The organism is Amycolatopsis roodepoortensis (assembly GCF_014873915.1).
Taxonomy (GTDB): domain Bacteria; phylum Actinomycetota; class Actinomycetes; order Mycobacteriales; family Pseudonocardiaceae; genus Amycolatopsis; species Amycolatopsis roodepoortensis.
On the sequence record NZ_JADBEJ010000005.1, the window covers coordinates 1,047,763 to 1,068,776 of the forward strand.

General features: G+C 68.8%; 24 protein-coding genes. 10 read left to right on the forward strand and 14 right to left on the reverse strand.

The genetic code is table 11. From position 1 onward, the window contains the following. Positions 1-275: 275 nt before the first annotated feature. The 4 genes from H4W30_RS24190 to H4W30_RS24205 all read right to left on the reverse strand — a co-directional run bounded on the left by H4W30_RS24190 (position 276) and on the right by H4W30_RS24205 (position 4,710). Positions 276-1,004 carry an eCIS core domain-containing protein gene (locus H4W30_RS24190; RefSeq protein WP_192744953.1) on the reverse strand — a complete coding sequence of 243 codons (729 nt, stop codon included), beginning with the start codon at positions 1,002-1,004 and terminating at the stop codon, positions 276-278. 113 nt (positions 1,005-1,117) lie between these two features. Further along, positions 1,118-3,091 carry an ATP-binding protein gene (locus tag H4W30_RS24195; protein WP_192744954.1) on the reverse strand — a complete coding sequence of 658 codons (1,974 nt, stop codon included), beginning with the start codon at positions 3,089-3,091 and terminating at the stop codon, positions 1,118-1,120. Beyond that, positions 3,088-3,747 carry a DUF4255 domain-containing protein gene (locus H4W30_RS24200; RefSeq protein WP_192744955.1) on the reverse strand — a complete coding sequence of 220 codons (660 nt, stop codon included), beginning with the start codon at positions 3,745-3,747 and terminating at the stop codon, positions 3,088-3,090. Before H4W30_RS24200 ends, H4W30_RS24195 begins: the two co-directional genes overlap by 4 nt. A gap of 177 nt (positions 3,748-3,924) precedes the next feature. Continuing rightward, complete coding sequence (locus H4W30_RS24205; protein ID WP_192744956.1) at positions 3,925-4,710, reverse strand: S1 family peptidase; 786 nt, start codon at positions 4,708-4,710, stop codon at positions 3,925-3,927. A 459-nt stretch (positions 4,711-5,169) separates the two neighbouring features. Here H4W30_RS24205 and H4W30_RS24210 point away from each other — a divergent pair, with 459 nt between their 5' ends. After that, positions 5,170-5,940 (forward strand): hypothetical protein, encoded by a 771-nt coding sequence (locus H4W30_RS24210; RefSeq protein ID WP_192744957.1) that lies wholly within the window; start codon positions 5,170-5,172, stop codon positions 5,938-5,940. Here H4W30_RS24210 and H4W30_RS24215 read toward each other — a convergent pair. Further along, positions 5,937-6,467, reverse strand: a complete 531-nt coding sequence (locus tag H4W30_RS24215; protein WP_192744958.1) for a CGNR zinc finger domain-containing protein — start codon at positions 6,465-6,467, stop codon at positions 5,937-5,939. The two genes, H4W30_RS24210 and H4W30_RS24215, sit on opposite strands and share 4 nt — an antisense overlap. Positions 6,468-6,571: 104 nt before the next feature. On the opposite strand from H4W30_RS24215, the gene H4W30_RS24220 reads away from it, so the two are divergent. Continuing rightward, positions 6,572-7,450, forward strand: a complete 879-nt coding sequence (locus H4W30_RS24220; protein WP_192744959.1) for an alpha/beta fold hydrolase — start codon at positions 6,572-6,574, stop codon at positions 7,448-7,450. Positions 7,451-7,487: 37 nt separating this feature from the next. Then, positions 7,488-7,718, forward strand: a complete 231-nt coding sequence (locus H4W30_RS24225; protein WP_192744960.1) for a hypothetical protein — start codon at positions 7,488-7,490, stop codon at positions 7,716-7,718. A 9-nt stretch (positions 7,719-7,727) separates the two neighbouring features. Here H4W30_RS24225 and H4W30_RS24230 read toward each other — a convergent pair whose 3' ends face one another. Continuing rightward, entirely contained in the window at positions 7,728-8,489 is a 762-nt protein-coding gene (locus tag H4W30_RS24230; protein ID WP_192744961.1) for an ABC transporter permease, read from the reverse strand. Continuing rightward, the gene (locus H4W30_RS24235) at positions 8,486-9,265 is read right to left on the reverse strand and encodes an ABC transporter ATP-binding protein (RefSeq protein WP_192746794.1); all 780 of its coding nucleotides are present in this window, start codon (positions 9,263-9,265) and stop codon (positions 8,486-8,488) included. The genes H4W30_RS24230 and H4W30_RS24235 overlap by 4 nt, the downstream gene beginning before the upstream one ends. 193 nt (positions 9,266-9,458) lie before the next feature. On the opposite strand from H4W30_RS24235, the gene H4W30_RS24240 reads away from it, so the two are divergent. Then, on the forward strand, positions 9,459-11,276 hold the full coding sequence (locus tag H4W30_RS24240; protein ID WP_192744962.1) for an APC family permease: 1,818 nt from the start codon (positions 9,459-9,461) through the stop codon (positions 11,274-11,276). On the opposite strand, the gene H4W30_RS24245 is transcribed toward H4W30_RS24240, so the two are convergent. Genes H4W30_RS24245 through H4W30_RS24260 form a run of 4 tightly spaced genes read right to left on the reverse strand, consistent with a single transcriptional unit; the run spans position 11,255 to position 13,252 of the window. Next, positions 11,255-11,560 (reverse strand): DUF1048 domain-containing protein, encoded by a 306-nt coding sequence (locus H4W30_RS24245; RefSeq protein WP_192744963.1) that lies wholly within the window; start codon positions 11,558-11,560, stop codon positions 11,255-11,257. The genes H4W30_RS24240 and H4W30_RS24245 overlap by 22 nt on opposite strands. Position 11,561: 1 nt before the next feature. Then, complete coding sequence (locus H4W30_RS24250) at positions 11,562-11,918, reverse strand: DUF1048 domain-containing protein (protein WP_192744964.1); 357 nt, start codon at positions 11,916-11,918, stop codon at positions 11,562-11,564. Then, complete coding sequence (locus H4W30_RS24255; protein WP_192744965.1) at positions 11,915-12,241, reverse strand: PadR family transcriptional regulator; 327 nt, start codon at positions 12,239-12,241, stop codon at positions 11,915-11,917. Before H4W30_RS24255 ends, H4W30_RS24250 begins: the two co-directional genes overlap by 4 nt. Positions 12,242-12,292: 51 nt before the next feature. Then, positions 12,293-13,252, reverse strand: coding sequence for a GlxA family transcriptional regulator (locus H4W30_RS24260; RefSeq protein ID WP_192744966.1), 960 nt, complete (start codon positions 13,250-13,252; stop codon positions 12,293-12,295). Between the two features lie 72 nt (positions 13,253-13,324). Between H4W30_RS24260 and H4W30_RS24265 the strand changes: the two genes are divergently transcribed. Beyond that, complete coding sequence (locus tag H4W30_RS24265) at positions 13,325-14,137, forward strand: dienelactone hydrolase family protein (protein ID WP_192744967.1); 813 nt, start codon at positions 13,325-13,327, stop codon at positions 14,135-14,137. 38 nt (positions 14,138-14,175) lie between these two features. Beyond that, positions 14,176-14,670 (forward strand): GNAT family N-acetyltransferase, encoded by a 495-nt coding sequence (locus H4W30_RS24270; protein ID WP_192744968.1) that lies wholly within the window; start codon positions 14,176-14,178, stop codon positions 14,668-14,670. On the opposite strand, the gene H4W30_RS24275 is transcribed toward H4W30_RS24270, so the two are convergent. After that, a complete protein-coding gene (locus tag H4W30_RS24275) occupies positions 14,667-15,443 on the reverse strand; it encodes an endonuclease I family protein (RefSeq protein WP_192744969.1) in 777 nt (258 codons plus the stop codon). The two genes, H4W30_RS24270 and H4W30_RS24275, sit on opposite strands and share 4 nt — an antisense overlap. A gap of 160 nt (positions 15,444-15,603) precedes the next feature. Between H4W30_RS24275 and H4W30_RS24280 the strand changes: the two genes are divergently transcribed. Both H4W30_RS24280 and H4W30_RS24285 read left to right on the forward strand, forming a co-directional pair. Beyond that, complete coding sequence (locus H4W30_RS24280; protein WP_192744970.1) at positions 15,604-16,035, forward strand: PPOX class F420-dependent oxidoreductase; 432 nt, start codon at positions 15,604-15,606, stop codon at positions 16,033-16,035. Between the two features lie 150 nt (positions 16,036-16,185). Continuing rightward, positions 16,186-16,617 carry a hypothetical protein gene (locus H4W30_RS24285; protein ID WP_225949854.1) on the forward strand — a complete coding sequence of 144 codons (432 nt, stop codon included), beginning with the start codon at positions 16,186-16,188 and terminating at the stop codon, positions 16,615-16,617. Here the strand turns inward: H4W30_RS24285 and H4W30_RS24290 are convergent. Then, positions 16,614-17,795: an FAD-dependent monooxygenase gene (locus H4W30_RS24290; protein ID WP_318780662.1), complete on the reverse strand. Its 1,182-nt coding sequence runs from the start codon at positions 17,793-17,795 to the stop codon at positions 16,614-16,616. The two genes, H4W30_RS24285 and H4W30_RS24290, sit on opposite strands and share 4 nt — an antisense overlap. A 27-nt stretch (positions 17,796-17,822) precedes the next feature. Beyond that, positions 17,823-19,265 carry an MFS transporter gene (locus H4W30_RS24295; RefSeq protein ID WP_192744971.1) on the reverse strand — a complete coding sequence of 481 codons (1,443 nt, stop codon included), beginning with the start codon at positions 19,263-19,265 and terminating at the stop codon, positions 17,823-17,825. Between the two features lie 99 nt (positions 19,266-19,364). Here H4W30_RS24295 and H4W30_RS24300 point away from each other — a divergent pair, with 99 nt between their 5' ends. Together H4W30_RS24300 and H4W30_RS24305 are read left to right on the forward strand one after the other, a co-directional pair. Further along, positions 19,365-19,994: a TetR/AcrR family transcriptional regulator gene (locus H4W30_RS24300; RefSeq protein WP_192744972.1), complete on the forward strand. Its 630-nt coding sequence runs from the start codon at positions 19,365-19,367 to the stop codon at positions 19,992-19,994. Positions 19,995-20,106: 112 nt separating this feature from the next. Next, entirely contained in the window at positions 20,107-21,009 is a 903-nt protein-coding gene (locus tag H4W30_RS24305) for an alpha/beta fold hydrolase (RefSeq protein ID WP_192744973.1), read from the forward strand. Positions 21,010-21,014: the final 5 nt, after the last annotated feature.

Here is a 21,014-nt window from a genome sequence, read left to right on the forward strand (position 1 = left end):
TGTCGGTTCCGGGCCCTTGTCCGTCATGGGGAGCGGTGTCGCGAAAGCCACTTTCGGGACACCAGACGTCCCGAAAGTGGCTTTCGCGACATGTTCAGAGGGTGGTGCCGGGCCGGGGCGGCACTCAGCAAGGCTCCGGCGAGCAAGAAACGCCGATACAGACTGGGCAGCGCGTCCAGTCACGTGTGTCGTTTCCTCGGTCACGCGAAACCGCCCGACCGTAGGTAGCCAAGAAACCCTTGGCTCTAACCGGCATCACCACTCACGACCCGGAACTAGGCCTCTTCTTCGGCTTCTTCCTCGCGCTGCACGTACGTCTGCGCCATCTTCTCCTCTTCGCCTTCCTCGGCCTCAGGAGCTTCTTCGCGCTGAACGTGCGCATCGCCGTCGTCCTCGCAACGCTGGACGGCAGGTGAAGGTGCAGGCGCCGGGGCGGACATCAGCCGGTCCGCGTTCGCGACCGCCTCGCGCTCGAACCGATCCGAGGGATCCGAGACCTTCACCCCGCCGCCGGCGTCGGTCCCGTCCACCGGCCCGCTCCGCTGCTGAACGACATGCGTCAGCTCGTGCGCCAGCATGTGCTTGCCCGCGTCCGACCCCGGGTCGTACTTGTCCCGCTGGAACACGATGTTCGAACCGACCGTGTAGGCCTGCGCGTTGACGGCCTTCGCCGAGTCGTGCGCCGCGCCGTCGGTGTGCACCCGGACGTCGCCGAAGTCGTGCCCGAAGCGGCCTTCCATATCCGCCCGGGTCTCGGTGTCCAGCGGCGAACCGCCACCGGAGCCGACGACGTCGTGCACCGGCGAACGTTCCTCTTCGACCAGGGTGCTCGCACCGGCGTTTCCCACCGCACGCTGCAGATCCAGCATGCCGGCGGGGCCGAGGACGTCGGGACGCCCGGCCGCGGCGGCGCGGCCCAGCAGGCCGCCCTCGTCCCGCTCCAGCCGGTCGCCTTTCGGCCGCAGGCTCGCTTCGAAGTCGTTGTCGTGACTGTGCCCGCGCATGGTCCGCTCCCTCGGGTCGCTACGCCGCCTGTCCAGCTTGCGCCGTCGCGGCGCTGCGCACCAGGCTGCCTCGCACGGCCGAAGGGGCGGCATCGGCTGCCCGAACGGGCAGGTCAGCCGTCGGTCACCATCGCCAGGTACGGGCCGAACTCGCGGTCCAGGCACAGCCGGCCCAGCTTGCGATACTCCCGCGCGACCGCGCCGACCAGATCCGGCATCGCCACCGGGCGTCCGGCCTCCGCGGCCAGATACGCGCCGGTCACCGCGGCCGAGCGGATATGTCCTCCGGCGAGCTCGAACGCTTCGGCCAGGAAACCCAGGTCCAGGTCGTCGGCCCGGGGCAGCCGGGCGCCGAGGCAGCGGTCCCACAGCTGACGCCGCAACTCGACGTCCGGCAACGGGAAGTCCACGATCACGTCCAGCCTGCGGGTGAACGCCTCGTCGAGGTTCGCCCGCAGGTTGGTGGCCAGCACCGCGATGCCGTCGAAGGTTTCCATCCGCTGCAACAGATACGCGCTTTCGATGTTCGCGTACCGGTCGTGCGCGTCACGGACCTCGGACCGCTTGCCGAAGATCGCGTCCGCCTCGTCGAACAGCAGCACCCCGTTGACACCGGCGGCCTCGGTGAAGATCCGTTCCAGGTTCTTTTCCGTCTCTCCGACGTATTTGTCGACCACGGTCGCCAGGTTCACGGTGTACAGATCCATCCCCAGCGAGGCGGCGATGACCTCGGCCGACATCGTCTTGCCCGTCCCCGAATCCCCGGCGAACAGCCCCGTCACCCCCCGGCCGCGGCCGCCGCCCGGCCGCATCCGCCACTCGTCGAGCACCTGGTCCCGGTAGCGTGCCCGCGCGGCCAGTTCGTCCAAAAGGGACAGTACGCCCGCGGGCAGCACGAGGTCGCTCCAGCCGACGACGGGTTCGATCCGCCGGGCGAGCCGCTGCAGACCGGCCGCGTTCTGGCTCCGCGCGCCCGCGCGCAGGTGGGACGTCCGCACCGGCCCGCCATCGGCCAGCGCCGTCACCGACGCCGCCTTCGCGGCACGGGCGATCTGCCCCGGCCCCAGCACGAAATGCGCGGTCGCCGCTCCCGGGTCGACATCCGGCGCGAGCACACCGTCGAGATGGCCGCGCCAAAGACCCACCCGGCTCGTCGCGGACAGGGGGAAAGCGTCGAGCTGCAACGGCGGGATGGCGCTCCACCGCGGGTCCCAGGCCCCGGTGCCGTGCACGATCACCGGGACAGCCGGATGAACGAGTTTCTCCAGATGGGGGGAATCGTCGACCGGGCCCAGCACCAGACCCGCCCCACGCAGCAACGCCTCCCGCACGAGCGAACCGGTGAGCTCGCCCTGCCACCGCGCCGCGTCGACCACCAGCGCGGGAAACCCGGCTCCGGTCAGCGCCGCGGCACCGAGTTCTTCGGCACCCCCACCGGGATGCTCCCGCAGATAGACCAACCCGACCTGGCCCCTGATCGCCCGGGCGAGCCGGTCCGCACCGGACACCTCGGTGAGCTCCATGCCGAGGCGCGCGCATCCGGCGAGTTCCGGGGCGAGCCGATCGTCGCCCAGCAGGTGGTTCACCACCCGGTCGGGGACGCGAAGTGTGCGTGACAGGAAGGGGCGGTCCTGCTCCTCGAGGGTGAGCAGGCCACACGTGATCAGCGGAGCGTCGGCGTCGAGCCGGGCCCGGCCGGCGGCGGACGCTTCGGGAATGCCGCACAGGCGCAGGGCCAAGCCCGCTGTCGCCCGGCGGCGGGTCACGTCGTCGTTCAGGTAGCCGTAGAACTGCTCGAACCGGCTGTCGAGGTCGGGCGCGAGCGCCACCAGCAGCAGTTCGACGTCGACACCGGTGAGTCCCGCGCGCTTCGCCAACGGGTTCAGGCGGCCGTCCGGCACGGAGTCCGTGAACGGCGGGAACGGCTCACGGTGGCCTTCCAGCAGCGCGTCGATCGTCTCGTCCGACAGGTACAGCCCGCGGAAGGGGTCGTCGGGGTTCGGGTCGGCGGCCCGGCGGCTCTCGACCGCGTCCCGGATCCGTTGTTCGAGGCCGGCCAGCCGCTCGAACAGGTATTCCAGGCTCATCGGGACTTCCGATGGGTGCGCGCCATCGCGACCCGGCGTTGCCCTTCGACCGCCCCGCTCTCCGCCACCTGGTGCCCGACCACGTCGCCGTCGCCGGTGTCGAGCTTCAGGCCTTCCTTCGGCGGCCGTTCGGCCGGGTACACCCGTCCACTGTGGACAGGCGCGGAGATGACGACGTCCAGTGACGGTTTCAGCTCGCCGCCCAAGGCGGTCCAGACGTCGGCGAACGCGCGGTCTTCGGGCGGCGGCAACGCGACCGTCATCGGCACCGGAAGACCCATCTGCGCCAGCGACCCGGTGAGCACCGACTCCGGGACGGCGTCGTGGGCGAGCAGGCCGAGCAACAGGTCGGACAGCACGCGGTGCTCGTCTTCCGGACGCTGCGTCCAAGCGGTGACCAGATAGGACAGCTTGATGTGCCGGGGCGGCAGGTGCCGCGCCGCGACCTTGCCGAGCGGGTCGTACTCGTTCAGCAGGCCACGCGAGCGGCGGCGCAGGTCCTCACGGACGTCGTAGAGGTAGACGTTCACCGTCGGAGCGTTGCGCCGCGACGCCCACTCCTTGGTCGGCGCGTCGAAGGCGACTTCGATCTCGCTGCCGCGCCTGGCCTCACCCCGGACCAGCCGGCGCAGCGCCTCATCGACCTCATGGATCACTGCGGACCTCCTCGGACGGCGGTCCTCCCACGATGGTCGCGGCGGCGCCGACCGGCCAGCCGCGCGACGGCAGACCTTCGGGTACGCCCGGCTGCCCCTACGGGCAACAGACGCGGCCTCGAGCCGGGTGTGCCGCGAAAGCCAGTTCCGCGGTGGCTTTCGCGGCACGCCCCGAAATCACGCCACGGTCGGCGTCCGGCCCGTCTGCTCGGCGATCCAGTCCCGGTACACCGTCACATCGGTCCAGATGCCAAGGCCGCTGGCGCATTTCGGATCCGCGTCACCATCGCGGCTGGTGGCACCGACCAGTTCCCACTCACCGGGCCTGCCCTTGATCTGCGGCCCGCCCGAGTCGCCGTAGCAGCCCATCGCGTCCGGCGTGTCGGAACCGGTGCAGATCTCCTTGCCCGCGACGAGGCTGCGGCAGTCTTCCGCCGGCCTGACCTTCGTGTCCAGCTCCTGGAGGATCTCCGGCGCGCCGCAGTTCTGCTCGGCGCAGTGCTCGCCCCAGCCGAGGATCCGGGTCCCCGTCCCCGCCTCGCCGACGGCTTCGGCGATCTTGATCGGCCGCTCGGTCACCGGTTTGTCCAGCCGCACCAGCGCGATGTCCTGGCCCAGCGGCTCCTCCCCGGTGAAGTCCGGGTGCACGATGATCCGGCTGACCCCGGTCTCCGTCCCCCCGCTGTTGTGCTGCCGCGCCCCGATCCTGGTCCTGATCTGCCCCGGCTGCGCTCCCCGCACGCAATGCGCCGCGGTCACCACCCAGTCCTCACTGATCAGCGAGCCGCCGCAGAAGTGCTGCCCGCCCTCCTGCAGCGACACCATGAACGAATAGTCCTCGGTGGCGTCGCGCCCGCCGATGACGTAGGGCGTCGGCCCGTCGGCCGCCGCCGCGATCCCCGGTACCAGCACCGCTCCCGCCGCGGCCAGCCCGACTATCAGTACGCCTGTTTTGCGAAGCATTATCGTGAACTCCCCGTAGACGACGAATTGCTGACAGTCGTCACGCTATGGGGTGATGATCACAGCTGGATCGGCTCATCGGCCGGGGGCGCCTCGGCCGAATGGCCGACCCAGCGTGACAGCGGGACCGGCAGATCGGACCCGGTCTGGTGGCGAGCCGGGCGAGGTCGGTGGTCGGGGTGACGGCTCCTTTCGCCGCGTCCAATGCGGTGAGGGCGGCCTTCGCCCCGGCCACTCACCCGCGCCGGCCACCTCGCCGCCGGCGCCAGTGTCGCGAAAGCCACTTTCGCGACGCCTGATGTCCCGAAAGTGGCTTTCGCGACACGTTCGACCGGCACCCCGTTCGTCACTCCCGACCCGGCGGGCGGCCTGGTTCGTCACGACCCGCATTCCGAAACCTGGATGACCTCGATCGGGCCGCCCAGTAGTCTCCAGCGGACAGTATGAGGGGGAATGATCATGTCCAGCCATTTCGACGCGATCGGGATCGGCGTCACCAGCCAGGAGGAGTTCGGCGAGCGAGTGGTCTCCTTGATCAGCGCGGGCACGGCCCGGCAGGTCGGCAAGAAGACCAGCGAACACGTCTGGACGGACCCGTCCGGTGCCCGGCTGGTCGCGCAGGTTCGCAAGGGCGAGATCGACTTCCTTCTGCCCTGCCTGGCTGGCACGGCGCCCGCGGTACCGGTGAGCGACGTTCACCTTGTCGACGACGAGACCGCGATGCTCGACCTCCTCGACGGCGTCCACGGGGAGATGGTCTGCCCCGTCGCGGTCGAACTGGAAGACCGAGCGGTCCTCGCCCACTCCGGCGGGCGGCTCGAGTCCGGCTCCCTGGTGCTGGCGGCCCTGGCCGAAGACATCACCGTGCACGCCGACGCCGATGCCTACTACGCCTCGCAGGACGACGACGGACCGAAGTTCGCCGCCGACCATTTCATCCCGTCCGGCATTTTCTCTCCCGAGGAACCCTCGCCCGGCTGGACGCCTTCCGCCCACGCGCTGTTCGCCGGCGAGGTCCTCAAGGCCGAAACCCCCGTGAACACGGCCACCGGCAAGGCGTTCCATCGGATCCGGGTCCGCACCATCGCCGAGATCGAACTCGACGTCGCCGTCGCGGCCACCGATCTGGAGCGGCCGCCCGCGCCCGGCAACATCGTGACGGGGACCTTCTTCCTGACCGGAAGCTTGGGACTGCAGGAAAGCGCCGTGAAGCGACGCCGCTGGTTCTAGGCCGTCCGTTCGCGGCGATAGTGACGAGCGGCCTTCGCCCGGTTGCCGCAGGTTTCCATGGAGCACCATCGCCTGGTGCCGTTTCGGGTCGTGTCGTCGAAGTACAGCGTGCACACCGGATGCGCCGAGCACCGCTTGATCCGTTCCGGGCGCGCGCGAAGCAGGCTCAAGTAGTCGTACGCCGCGAGCCACGCCGGTCGCCAAGCCGCTTCCTCGACCTCGATCACTTCTTCGGGGCCGTCTTGCCGCAGCTCGGGCCGCAAACGCCCGCGCGCCAGCACTTCGTTGAGGGCGCGTTCGGCGGAGGCGCCCGGGCTTTCGAGCACCTCGCGCAGGACGGAACGCGTGTGCCGCAACGGTTCCTCCGCCCCCGGGGTATCCGGTAGGCCCCACTCGGCCAGCCAGGCAGCGACCCCGCCGGGTTCGTCGAAGACGTCCCGCTGTTCACCACGTTCGGGCCACGTGGTGTTCAGCAGATCCAGGGCGATCGGCTCGCCGATCAAGGGGCGTTGCGACACAGCCGTCATCCTACCCTCCGTCGACCGCTTGACAGGTTAGGTCTCCGCCTGCTTATCTCTAACCGTTCTCAAGTGTTTAGACGGTTAGAACAAGTCGCGAGGAGCACCCACCCATGTCCGAGGCAATCCAGCCCGTGTTGCACCGCACGGCGACCATCGACGGCCGCAGCGTGTTCTACCGGGAAGCCGGCGATCCGGCCGCACCCACCGTGGTGCTGCTACACGGTTTCCCCACGTCGTCGCATATGTTCCGGACGTTGATCCCGGCGCTGGCCGACCGGTACCACGTCATCGCCCCCGACCACGTCGGCTTCGGATATTCGGACGCCCCGCCCGTCGACCGGTTCGACTATTCGTTCGAGAACCTGACCGCGATCACCATGGGCCTGATCGACACGCTCGACCTGGACCGTTTCGCCCTGTACATCCAGGACTACGGGGCACCTATCGGACTCCGCATCGCGAGCCGCCACCCGGACCGGGTCAGCGCGCTGCTGGTCCAGTCCGGCAACGCCTACGTCGACGGCTTCACGCCGTTCTGGGACGTCCTGTTCGCGCACGCCAAGGACCGCGAAACCCACGAAGCAGCCGTGCGTGAGCTCCTGAAGCCCGCCGCGACCCGCTGGCAGTACACCCACGGCGTCCCCGCCGACCGGCTGGACCGGCTCACCCCGGACACCTGGACCCTCGACCAGACCCTGCTCGACCGCCCCGGCAACCAGGAGGTGCAGCTGCAGCTGTTCTGGGACTACCAGTTCAACCTCGACGCCTACCCGGACTTCCAGCGGTACTTCCGCGAGCACCGGCCGCCGACCCTCATCACCTGGGGCGAGCACGACGAGATCTTCGGCGCCGACGGAGCCCGCGCGTTCCTCCGCGACCTGCCCGACGCCGAACTGCACCTGCTCGACGCCGGGCACTTCGCGCTGGAGACCCACGGCGCGGAGATCGCCGCCCTCATCAGGGACTTCCTCGGCCGCGTCCCGCGCTGACCGCGGCCGTATCCTCGAGGTGAGGCGGAGGTGGGAAGTGACGGACGAACAGCTGCTCATCGAGTTCGCGCTGACCCGCATGGACCATCCCGACCTCGACCTCGAGGAAGTGGCGACGCTGACGGTCCGGCGTCTCGGTGAGGACCGGATGCTGGACTTCGCCGGTCGCACCCTCGTCAGCCGCGGCGAACTACGCGGAGCCGCGTTCCCGGCCGCGGTCGAACACGTGCTCCGCGTGGTCCTCACCCTGCGCGGCCCGGACGACTGACCGGCGGCGTCAGGAGATCTTGCGCCGGTAGCTGATCGTCGCGAACGCGTACGCGACGATCAGCAGACCGGCGCACCAGGCAAGGGCGATCCAGATGTCGTCGCCGACCGGTTGCCCGCCGAAGAGGTCCCGGATGGCGTTGACGATCGACGTCACCGGCTGATGCTCCGCGAAGGCCCGCACGGGGCCCGGCATGGTGGCGGTGGGCACGAACGCCGAGCTGAGGAACGGCAGGAAGATCAGTGGGTAGGAGAACGCGCTCGCCCCGTCGACGGATTTCGCCGACAGGCCGGGGATGACGGCAAGCCAGGTCAGCGCCAGGGTGAACAGGAGCAGGATGCCGGCGACCGCGAGCCAGGTCAGCACGCCCGCGGTGGACCGGAAGCCCATGAGCAGGGCCACGCCCACGACGATGACGAGCGAGATGAGATTGGCGGCCAGCGACGTCAGCACGTGCGCCCACAACACGCCCGAGCGCGCGATGGGCAGGGACTGGAATCGTTCGAAGATCCCGCTCTTCATGTCGGTGAAGAGCCGGAGCGCGGTGTAGGCGACTCCTGACGCGACCGTGATCAGCAGGATGCCGGGCAGCATGTAGTTCACATACGAATCCGTCCCCGTTTCGATCGCGCCGCCGAAGACGTAGACGAACATCAGCATCATGGCGACCGGCATCATCGCGGTCGTGACGATGGTGTCCATGCTGCGCGTGACGTGTTTCATCGAGCGGCCCAGCAGGACGGTCGTGTCGCCGAGGAAGTGCTTGGTCATCGTCCGCTCTCTTCCTTGCCCGCGCCGACGATGGCCAGGAAGACGTCTTCGAGTGACGGCTGTTTCTCGACGTATTCGACCTCGGCGGGCGGCAGCAGGCGCTTCAGTTCGGCGAGCGTGCCGTTCACGATGATCCGTCCTTTGTGGAGGATCGCGATCCGGTCGGCGAGCTGTTCGGCCTCCTCCAGGTACTGCGTCGTCAGCAGTACCGTCGTGCCGCGGGCGGCGAGTTCCCGCACCGCGGCCCACACCTCGACACGGGCCTCGGGGTCGAGCCCGGTGGTGGGCTCGTCCAGGAAGATCACCGGCGGATTCCCGATGAGGCTCATGGCGATGTCCAGCCGCCGTCGCATCCCACCCGAATACGTCGACACCTTCCGCGCGCCCGCGTCGGTCAGCGAAAACCGCGCCAGGAGGTCGTCGGCGATCTTGCCCGGCTGTTTCACATGCCGCAGCCGGGCGACCAGCACGAGATTCTCGCGCCCGCTGAGTATCTCGTCGACGGCGGCGAACTGCCCGGTGAGGCTGATGCTTTCCCGCACGTCCGCCGGCCGCGTGGCGACGTCCCAGCCGTCGACGCTCGCCGTCCCCGCGTCCGCCTTGAGCAACGTGGACAGGATCTTCACGACCGTGGTCTTACCCGCCCCGTTGGATCCGAGAAGCGCGAAGATACTGCCCCGCGCCACCTCGAAATCGACGCCCCGTAAGACATGCAGCGCCTTGTACGACTTCTCCAGGCCTCGCACCCGGATCGCCTCGGTTTGCCGCGCGACCATCATCCACCCCTTCTCGGCCCACTACTGAGTATCACTGACTAGTGGTAGATAGTAGCACTGACTAGTGGTAGATAGTAGCACTGACTAGTGGTCACGCAAGGGCGTCAGTTTGCTGTCGGGTTCACCCGGATCGGTGTCAAGAACCTGTCAACGCCCTCGAACCGAAGTACGGCAGAACCCCACGCTGACGGGCGTGACCACGACACTCACCCGCCCCGAGCGCGATACCGACCGCTCCGAACGGCACCGGCTCTCCGTCGTCGGCGGTCTCGCCGCGCTGTCCCTGGACGCCATGGCGTCGGTCGCCTACGGACCCGAGGCCATCGTGATCGTGCTGGCCGTCGCGGGCGGCGCGGGCCTGGGCTTCACGCTGCCGGTCACGATCGCGATCGCGGTTCTGCTGGGCGTGCTGACGTTGTCCTACCGCCAGGTGATCGCCGCGTTCCCCGATGGTGGCGGCGCCTACGGGGTCAGCCGGACCCATCTCGGTCGGCGGGCATCCCTGGTGGCCGCGGCTTCCCTGATCGTGGACTACGTGCTCAACGTCGCGGTGTCCGTGGCGGCCGGGGTCGCCGCGCTGACGTCGGCGTTTCCCGGCCTGCTGCCGTACAAGCTGTGGTTGTGCCTCGGTGTCCTGGCGCTGGTCACCGGCGTGAACCTGCGCGGCATCGCCGAAAGCGCCAGGGTGTTCGTCGCGCCCACGGTGATCTACGTCGGCGCGATCCTGACCGTGGTCGTCGCCGGCCTCGTCCGCGACGAGCCCGCCGCGGTGATCGCCGCGCCGGAACATCCGCAGAACCTGCAGACGGTCGGAATCCTCTTGCTGCTCAAGGCTTTCGCGAACGGCTGCGCGGCGCTGACCGGTGTCGAGGCGATCGCCAACGCCGTGCCGTCGTTCCGCAAACCGCGGGTTCGCCGCGCTCAGCACGCGGAGATCGCACTGGGCGGCCTGCTCGGCGTCATGCTCATCGGGATCGCCGTGCTGATCGGGAAGTTCGGCATCCACCCGGTGGACGGCGTCACCGTGCTCTCGCAGGCGACCACCGCGTCCTTGGGCGACGGCTTCGGCTTCTACCTGGTGCAGTTCTCGACCGTGGTGCTGCTCGCCTTGGCTGCGAACACCTCCTTCGGCGGCCTGCCGGTGCTGGCGCAGTTGCTGGCGAAACACAACAACCTGCCGCATGTGTTCGCCCTGCGCGCCGAACGCCAGGTGTACCGCCATGGCGTCGGTTTTCTCGCCGTCACCGCCGCGCTCCTGCTCGTCGTCACCGACGGCGACATGAACACCCTGGTCCCGCTGTTCGCGATCGGCGTGTTCGTCGGGTTCACGCTCTCCCAGCTCGGCATGGTCCGGCACTGGCGACGCGCCCGCCCGGTCCACTGGCGCGCCAAGGCCACGCTGAACGGCTTCGGCGCGCTGCTCACCGGAGCGGCGGCGATCGTGGTGACGACGACCAAATTCGGCGAGGGCGGCTGGTTGATCGTCGTCGCGCTGCCGCTGCTGGTGGCGGCCATGGAATGGGTCGAGCGCAGCTACCGCCGGATCGGCGACCGGCTCGAACTCGGTGTCACCCCGGCTCCCCCTCGGCCGGACCGTTCGCTCGTGATCGTCCCCGTCCACACCGTTTCCCGCCTGACCCGTGACGCCCTCGCCGCCGCGCTGTCACTCGGCGACCGCGTCCAGGCGGTGCACGTCACCCACCCCGACGACGAACGGTCGGCACGGGATTTCGTGACAGCCTGGGAAAAATGGCATCCCGGAGTGGCTCTGGTTCAGCTACACGACGAACGCCGCCGCCTCGGCGAACCGCTGGTGGAACACCTCCGCACCGTCGGCGGACGGCACGTCTTCGTGCTGATCGCCGAGGTCGAACCGGAGCACTGGTGGCAGCGGATCCTGCAGAACCAGCGCGGAGCCGTGCTCGCCCGTGCGCTGCGCCGCCGCTCGGACGCCGTCGTCTGCCGGATGCGCTTCCGGCTGAGCCGGCGTCACTTGCCGAGAGACTCCTGATAGAGGTCCGCGTGGGTGGGCGTGTCCTTGATCAGCTCGTCACAGAACGCGGCGACGTCTTCGCCGATGAGGGCCAGCACACCCTTTCCGGACGCCACACCCTCCTCGAAGAAATCCACGATCCCGGGCAGCAGCGGCCCGTCGGCCAGGTCGACCGGTCCCACCTTGAAGAGGTACTTCTGCATCTCCTTGTAGACGATCTGATAGTCCGGCGGGAGCGCCTTGACCCGGGCCACGTGCGCACGCCACTGTTTCTTGCCCTCGATGATGTCCTGGATGCCCACGTCAGCCTCCCAGCTGCTTCAATTTCCTGGCGACGTTCCTGTTCAGCTGCTCACGCCAGCGGTCGCGGTAGCCACGGCGGCGCTCCCCTCCGGCCAGCGCCGCGCAGAAGCCCTCGATGTCGTCGCCCAGCACCTCGCGCACGCTCTGCCCGTCCGCGGCCGTTTCCTCCAGCAGCCCGAGGGCACCGTCGAGAATCGGCATCAGGTTCCTGCCGGTGAAGTCCGAATAGGACGAAAGATGCGCGGTGATCTCCTCCCACGCCGCCCGGTGGTCGGCGGGCAAGGCCCCGGCCCGGACCTCGAAGGCCTTCCACTCCCTGGTGAGATCGTTGCCCGTGATGGTGTCCCAGAACTTCATTTCCCGCCCTCCTTGAGTTCGTCGATCCGTGACGTGACGAATTCCCATTTCGCCCAGAACTTCGCGAGCTCTGCGCGCCCGGCGTCGTTCAACGCGTAGAACTTGCGCGGCGGCCCCTGCTCGGACGGCCGCTTCGTCACCTGGACCAGTCCGTTCTTCTCCAGCCGCAGCAGGATGGCGTACACCGTCCCCTCGACCACTTCCGCGAAGCCGAGCTCGTTCAACCGGCGCGTGATGGCGTACCCGTAGGTCTCCTCGCCGCCGACGATCTCCAGCACGCAACCCTCGAGCGTGCCCTTCAGCATCTCGGTCAGACCGTCCATCGTGACCCTCTTCGACCCGGTACTCAGTGACACTGACTACTGGAGAAAGTATCACACGCGCCGGAAGGCGGCCCGATAGTCACCGGGCCGCCGTCCCGTGTGCTTCGCGAACAGAGCCGCGAACGTCCCCGGATCCCGGTAGCCGACGGCGGCGCAGATCGCGGCGACCGTCCGATCCGTCGTTTCGAGGAGGTGGCGGGCGCGCCGGACGCGTGCGAAATGCAGGTATTCGAGCGGCGTCTGCCCGGCCTCCTCCGCGAACCGCCGCAGCAACGTCCGGGTGCTGACGTTGAACCGTCCGGCCAAGGCGGCGAGATCGTAGCGGACGGCCAGGTTCTGGTCCAGCCATCGCATGACCCGGCGGGAGAACGCGTCGCCCGGCCGCGGCAGGAGCCGCGTGTCGACGTACGGCGCCTGCGACGACCGCGCGTCGTCGACCAGCGCCACCCGCGCCGTCGTCCGCGCCACTTCGGCGCCGCTGTGCTCGCGGATCAGTCCGAGCGCGAAGTCGTACATGGCGCTGAACGCCGCCGTCGTCGTGACTCCCCGGTCGGTGACGACGAGCCGCTCGGGCCGGACTTCGGTTTCCGGGCACCGGTGCGCCAGTTCGTCCGCGAAAAGCCACGAGGTGGTGGCGCGGCGATGGTCGAGCAGCCCGGCCGCGGCCAGCAGGAACGCGCCGACACAAAGCGAGACGACGACGTGGCCGGCGGCGGCGTGCGACCGGATCGCTTCGATCTCCGGTGCGAGATTCGCGATCTTCGCGTCGATGTCCTGCCCCGGTACGAGCTCGAACCCCGGCACGACGAGGACGTCGACTTCACGCAGCGGCGCGACGGCCACCCCGGCACCGCCCGACACCGTGACCCGGCGGCGAGGGGAAACGACGGAAACCTCGTATCCGGCGTGGTCCGGCCCCGCGACGTGCGCGGCCATCGTGAGGAGATCGGGGACACCGAACACCTCTGACGCGAAGCAGCCCGGGTAGGCCAGGACCCCCACTCGCAGCATGTGGCGAGATTACCCCGGAATCCGGCGATCTGGCCTATCCCCGCGAAGGCCGCTCCGGTCGAGGCTTTCGCCATGCGTGGACACTCCGACGATGCCCTCACCGACTTCTCCCACCGGCTCGTGGAGGTGGACGGCGTGACGAAGACGGTGCACGTCGCGGGATCCGGTCCCGGCGTGGTGCTGATGCCGGAGATGCCCGGCATCAGTCCCGACGTCCTCCGGTTCGCGCGATGGATACGAGACGCCGGCTTCACCGTCTACGTCCCCTCGCTCTTCGGGCGCGACGGCGCCTATCCCACCGCGGAGGACGGCGAGCAAGTGGTGCGCCGCGCTTGTGTCAGCGCGGAATTCCGGGCTTTCGCCGGAGGCGGGACCAGCCCCGTCACGCGGTGGCTGCGGGGACTCGCGCGGATCGCCCACACCGAATGCGGCGGCCCCGGGGTCGGCGCGATCGGCCTCTGCTTCACCGGCAACTTCGCCCTCACCATGGCGCTCGAACCCGCCGTCGTCGCACCCGTGGTCAACCACCCGTCGCTGCCGCTGGACGACCAGGGCGCGCTCGAACTCTCCGACGACGACGCGACCGCGGTCCGGGATCGGATCGCGCGCGACGGCGTGAAGGTGCTCGCCTACCGCTTCGAGGGCGACCGCTGGTGCACCGGGCAGCGATTCGCCGCCTACCAGGCCCTCCTCGGCGACGCTTTCGACGGACGGGTACTGCCGGACAGTGCGGCGAACACCGATCCGCCGCCGTTCTTCCGGGACCTGGTCGGCACGCCGCACAGCGTCGTCACCGCCCACTTCGTCGACTCCGACGGGCATCCCACGCGGCGCGCGAGGGACGAGATCCTCGCCTTCCTCGCCGACCGGCTGACGGCACGGTAGAACGGGGTGGCGTCAAGATCGTCCGAGAGGGGACCGCCATGCCCGAACCACGCCGAGCCCACGTCTCGGACCACAGCGCGATCGTCGACCGGGTCCAGCGGTGGTGGGGCGACTCGCGCACCCCCGCCGAGGCCCGGGAGCTCTCCCTGTTGCTGCCCAAGCTGTTCCTGCAGTTCTTCTCCGGCACGAGCCTGGTCATGGAGGACGAAACCGGGATCAGGGCGTTCCTCGTCGGCTTCCATTCCCCCGACGACTCCGGGGCGTACATCCATTTCGTGGGCGTGGATCCGGAACTCCGCGGACAGGGGACGGCCCGCCGCCTCTACGAGACCTTCTTCCAGCGCGCCGCGGAGGCGGGCCGCACGGAAGTCCGTGCGATCACCTCGCCGGGGAACGCCGGATCCATCGCCTTCCATCGCGCCATGGGCTTCACCCTCGAACCCGGGGATCGGGAGGTCGACGGTCTCCCCGTGCACAGCGACTACGACGGCCCCGGCCAGGACAGGGTGTGCTTCCTCCGGAAGATCGCCTAGCCGTAGATGGAAGCCGCCCATTCCGGGTGGTCGATGAACGGGTTGCGGTTGTGCTGGAACTGGTCGTGGATGACCTGGTTGCGCCGCTGCTCGGTGGCGTCGGGCGGGTCCTGGGTGTGCCAGCTCAGCAGGACCGAGATCCGGCCGATATTGGGTTTGGACCCGTTGCCGACGGCGTCGTTGGGTTCAAGATCGGGAAAACCGTCGGTGCCGTCGTAGCGGACGCCCATGTACAGGATCATGCGGGCGACATCGCCCTTGACCGCGTCGCGCGGCTCGAACGAGTCGTCATCGGTCAAGCTGCCGGGCGCCTCCTCGACCGGGGAACCGCCGGCGTCGAAGTCCTTGTTACCGCGCGTGCTGTTGACCGACGCGTCCTCCGCGCGCAGGTGGTGCAGGTCGGTACCGGGGCCGACCGCCGTGCCGAAGTCGCCGTGCGACTTGGCCCAGACGTGTTCCCGGTTCCAGTCGTCGACTCCCCCGCCGTTGGCCGTCTTCGCCTGCGAGCGGCCGCTGTAGAGCAGCACGACGTTCGCCTTGTTGGCCGGATCCTCGTCGGTGGCCCGGATCCCGTCCCACACCTGCTCGTACGTCAGTTTGGTGCCGGTGCTGATGATCTTGTGCAACGCCGCCTTGAGCTCGGGCCCGGTCTTGCCCAGCGCGTCCTGGTAGTAGTCGTCACCGGACGGACCCGCGAGGGTCGGCGACGCGAAGGCGATCCCCGCCGTGAGACCGAGCGCGAGTAAGACAGAGATTCGGCGGGCTGGCCGCATGGACTGTTCCTCTCCCCAGAGGCGCCGGCCCGGATCGTCGTCGTCTCGTCTGCCACAACCCCGGCAACGCACAAGTCGTATGGTTGGAAAAATACTTTCACGTGTGTCAAGAGGCAGCCCCAGGTGCGACAATCGTCGTCCCGACCCGCTGGAGGACCACGTGGCTGAGTTGAGCGAACAGATCCGCGAGTGGGTCGCGGCACCGAGGTTCTGGCACCTGGCCACGGTGAACGAGGACGGGTCTCCCCAGGTATCCCCCATGTGGATCGACGTCGAAGGCGACCACATCGTGTTCAACACCGCCGTCGGCCGGGTGAAGGAAGAGAATCTGCGCCGTGAACCCCGGATGTCGTTGTCGTGCCTGGACACGGGGAATCCCTACGACCGGGTCGTCATCCACGGCCGGGTCGTCGAGTTCGTCGAAGGCGACGAGGCGGATCAGTGCATGGACCGGCTGGCGAAGAAGTACGTCGGGACCGACCGGTTCGAATGGCGGATCCCGGGAGAACGGCGGGTCAAGGTCCTCGTGGAGCCGACCCGTTCCCGTCATGTCGTCGGGGTCGAGCCTTTCCGGCGTGGGCGGCAGCCGTAGAGCTCCGTCCTTTTTGGACGTCTGAGTGCTGTCGTGTGCCGGACCCCGTCCCACACACCCCCGACCGACGCCACCTTTGTGCTACCCCTCGATATCGCTTCGAGACCCGAATGGCGCAACCGCGAGCCGGACCCGCTACGTCCACGTCGCATGAGATGGATCGCGATATGCCTCCTCCTGGTCGTGGCGAGCTGTGGCACCGGCGCGGCACAGGCGGAACTGGAGGCCTTCACAAAGCTCGGCTCGGCCGGCGGCCTGGCGGGCTTGGCGCCCGTGGAGCTGGGAACGGCCGGCGCTCCAGGGTTCCTGCGAACCCTGGAGCAGGCCAAGATCGCGAATCCGGCCGAAGCCCGTGCCGCGCTGGCGTACGCACCGCCTGCCGATCGGCGCGGTTTCGCCTTCGTCTTGCCCGGTTGCGCCGAGGACGGCGCCGAACTGACCGTCGAAGGCGACACGCTGACCCCTGAGCTCACCGGCGGCGAGAACGTCAACTGCGCTACGGCGAACTACTTCCTCGCCGTCTTCTCCGTCGAACGCGACTCGATCCCGGCGGCTCCGAAGTTGTCGAAGATGCCGCGCTAGCCCCGCTGCGGTGCCACGATCGCGTCAGGCAGGACGAGCGCGGTGTGCGCGGGCCGCCCGGTCTCCGTCGGCAAGGTGGTCAGTCCGCGGAGCCGGTTGTCCCGTCGCGCGAGGGCTTCGGCCGTGACCGGGAAGAGCGCCGCTTCACCCACGCCGACCTGCGCTTGGTTCAGTTCCACGAATTCCCGTGTCTCCTTTTCGTAGGCGTCGAAGGCCGCGGTGGTGGCGAGCGACCTCGCCAGCATGTAGGCGCCGACGAGGGCGAGGCTGGAACCTTGCCCTGTCAGGAACGACGGCGCGTAGGCGGCATCACCGACCAACCCGACCCGGCCGCTGGACCAGCGCGGCAGGTGGATCTGGCTGACGGTGTCGAAGAACAGGTCGTCCGCTTCGCGCATGGCGCCGATCATGGCCGGGATTTCCCAGCCGTCATGGGCGAACGTCGTGGCGATCAGGTCACGTTGTGCTTGAGGATCGCGAAGGACTTCATACGGCGGTTCGGGGCGGGCGGCGACCAGGAAGCCGTGGACCTTCTCACTTCCCTTGACCGCGTACAGCGCCGCCCCGCGGCCGGGCGAGTTCCAGATGATGCCTTCCCGCGACAGGCCGAGTTCGTTAGGCATGGTGAAGCCGGCGAAGCAATAGCCCAGATAACGGTGGTACTGATGCTCGGGACCGAAAACGAGTTCCCTGGTGCGAGAGTGCAGCCCGTCGGCGCCCACCACCAGGTCGAAACCGCGCCGCGCCCCGCTCCGGAAGGTCACATCGACACCGTTTTCGTGTTCGGTGAGCGCCTCGATCGAGTCGTCGAAGACGTACTCCACGTCGTCGCGCGTGGCGCCGTACAGGATTTCCGCCAGATCGCCACGCCGCACCTCGACGTCGTGCCCGTCGACTCCGCCGGTCACCGCCTGCGGGTTCACCGACGTCACCTCACCGCCGTCGGCGTCGACGAAGGTCAGCGAGCGTGTCTCGATATGCGCTTCTCGAAGCCGCGGAAGGATTCCCATGCGGCGGGCCACTTCCAGGGCGGTGCCGCGGATGTCGATCGGATAGCCGCCACCGCGCAGCGCGCCCGCCTTCTCCACCACCGTCACGGAAAATCCGTGACGGCGCAGCCAGAACGCGACGGCGGGACCGGCGATACTCGCGCCGGAGACCAGAACAGTGCCTTTCACGATGTTCGTTTCCCTTCTCGGATTCCGTCAGAGAGTCGCCAGTGACGGCGTTTTGGTGCCGGAGCGCGACTTTCGCACCAGCAGGACGACGAGGACCGCGGCGATCGCGAAGGCGACGGACGCAATGGTGATGTAGGTGAAGACACCCGTTCCCGAATTCACCGTCTCGCCGCCGGCGGACACGGCGGTCGACTTGAGCACCGCGGCGCCCACGAAGTCCAGCACCACCGAGCCGATCGCGACGACGACCATGACCAGGCTGGAGACGATGCCCTGCCGTTCGGCGGGCGCGAGGCCGCCCGCCAGGTTGAAGCCGGACGTCCCCAGCGCGCCGACCGTGAAACCCAGCAGGAAGGCGAAGAACACCGCGACGGGAAACTGCGAGACGCCAAGGAACATTCCGAGGGTGCCCACGGTTCCGAGCGCGATTCCGCCGGCCAGGGTCATCGCCGGCCCGACGCGGGTGGCGAGCAGTCCGGCCACCGGGCCGCCGATCATGACACCGATCCCGGGTGCCGCGAGAAGCAGCGCCAGCGTTCCCTGCCCCGCCAGGCCGTATCCGAGCCCTTGGTCCGCCGAGACATCGCTGACCAGCGGAATGAGCTGGAGCATGCTCTGGTACGAACCGGTGCCGAGGACGAGCACGAGCAACGTGAGCGCCAAGGGCGCGCCGAGGTGCCGGACGTCGATCAGCGAATCGGGCTTCCGGCTCGAGACGAGGAACCACCTGGCCAAGGCCGCGGCACCACCGGCGAGCAGGACCGCCGGACCGAGGGCGAGCCAGCCGAACTCCGAGCCGAGACTGATGTAGCCGAGTACTCCGGCAAGGCCGCCGCCCAGAAGCAGCGCCCCGCCGACGTCGATCCGGCCCGGCGTCTTGACCACGGATTCGGGAAGGACGCCGCGGACGCAGATCGCCATCGCGATCGCGACGGCGGCAGAGATGAGGAACAGGATCTGGAAACCGAACTCGGCGGCCAGTTTCTCGGTGAGGAAACGGGAGCCGATGTTGAGCACCGCGGATCCCGAGGTCACGATGCCCACCACGATCATCGCGATCCGGGGTGCGCAGATCTCGCGGACGATCGCGACGGACAGGAACAAGGCGGCCACGGCCGCCCCTTGCAACAGGCGCCCCGGCACGAAGACCCAGAGGCTGGGTGCGACCGCGCAGACGAGCGCGCCCGCGCAACTGAGCAGCAAGGTCAGCACGAGCACCTTGCGTTTGCCGTACACGTCGGCGCTCTTGCCGAGCAACGGCGCCCACATCACGCCCGCCAGCATCGCGCTGGCGTTGAGCCAGGCCGTCTGATCGGTGCCGAAGTGGTCGAGCATCTCCGGAAGGACCAGCAGCGGTGCGGTGATGGCCGTGTCGACCATGAAGTTGACGAGCACCAGCACCGCCACGAGGACGACGAGCCGCCCGTTCCAGCTCGCGTGCGGTGCTGCGCCGATCCTGCTCTCCTGCATGAAGGACTCCTTGTGCGGGATTCAGGGAAAGGCGGCTCATCCGCCTCAAAAACTACACTACACGGTGCAGTTTTCTACGGCTGAGAATACGATGAGAACATGGCGACCCCGAGAGCGACCGCGCTGACCCCGGGCCGTCGGCTGCGAGCCGAGGCCAAACGAGCGGCGATCCTTGACGCCGCCGAGGCGTTGTTCGTGTCGGACGGCTACGAACTCACCAGCGTCGACGCGATATCGGCGCGAGCCGGAGTGTCCAAACGCACCGTCTACGACCACTTCGGCGACAAGCAGACCCTCTTCCGCGGCGTTCTCGGCCGCGCCAACGACGCCGTGGTCGCGACCGTGCGCAAGGCGATCGACGAAGAGCTCGCCGACGACCGCGACGTCCGCGACGCCTTGCTCGGATTCGCGCGGCGGGTGACGACGGGGATGTTCCCGACCTCGGACTACGCGACGTTCCGGCGGTTGAGTTCCCAGGCCCCGCTGGCGCCACGGCTGCCGGAAGCGGCACGGGACGAACCCGAACGGATGATGGAGGAACGGTTCGCGAAGTTCGCGGCCGACGGCAAGCTCCGGCTGACCGACCCGCGGCGCGCCATGCAGCACTTCGTCGCCCTGACCATGCGCTTGGTCCTCGACGTGACCGACGAGGACCAAGCGGCGGGCAAGGCGGAGATCCTCGAGATCCTCACCGACGGGGTGGACGTGTTCCTGCGCGCCTACGGCTGACGTCCTGTCCCCCATGCGAGCTACGCGCAGGTGCCCTCCGCATGGTGACGATTCCCGGCCGCCGGAACCGTAGCGTGCCCGGTGAATCGTTCCCCTGTACCAGGAGTTCACCATGTCCCGTAAGGCATCCGCTCTGCTCGCACTGTGCTGCGCCGTGGCAGGCGTGGCACTGTCGGCCTGCGACGAAGCCACGGAAGCGGAACCGGAGGCGCCCGCGAACAGCAGCGCCGCCACTCAGGATCGGGCCGCGTTCACCGGAACGCAGAAGATCAAGGTCGGCGAGCGTTCGGTGAACGTGTCGTGCGCCGGCGAGCCGGTCGAGGGACGGCCGCTCATCGTCCTGCTGCACGGCGGAGGCGACGACGTCACGAAGCTGGCCGGGCTCCAGAACACGCTGGCCGCGCAGGGCCAGGTCTGTTCCTACGACCGGCTCGGCGCGGGCGCCAGCGACCAGCCCGACGGACCGCAGAGTTTCGAAACCACCGGGAAGATCCTGACCGGGGTACTCGACCGGATCGCCGGCGGCAAGCCGGTCGTGCTGGCCGGGCATTCACTCGGCGGGCTGATCGCCGGCAGGTACTCCCCCGACCACCAGGACCGGGTCAAGGGGCTGGTGCTGATGGACGCCACCTCGCCGACCCAGGAAGCCGATCTGCGGCAGCGGATTCCGGATTCGGCCACCGGGATGGCGGCCGAACTGCGGCAGCAGACCTTGGCGGTGTTCGCGGGTCAGGGCCCGGAGAAACTGGTGGTCACCGACGGCGAGGTCCGCTCCGCGGGGAACATCCCCGTCGAGGTGATCCAGCACGGCAAGCCGTACCTCACGGCCGTCCCCGAGTACGGCGAGGGTCTGGAGCGGGCGTGGTCGGAAGGCCAGCGGAAGTGGCTCGCGCTGTCCGGCCGCAGCAATCTGAGCACGGCCGCGAACAGTGAGCACTACATCTACGTCGATCAGCCGGATGTCGCCGTCCGCGCGATCCAGCGCGTCGCCGACGAAGCCGCGAAGTCCAAATAGGACGG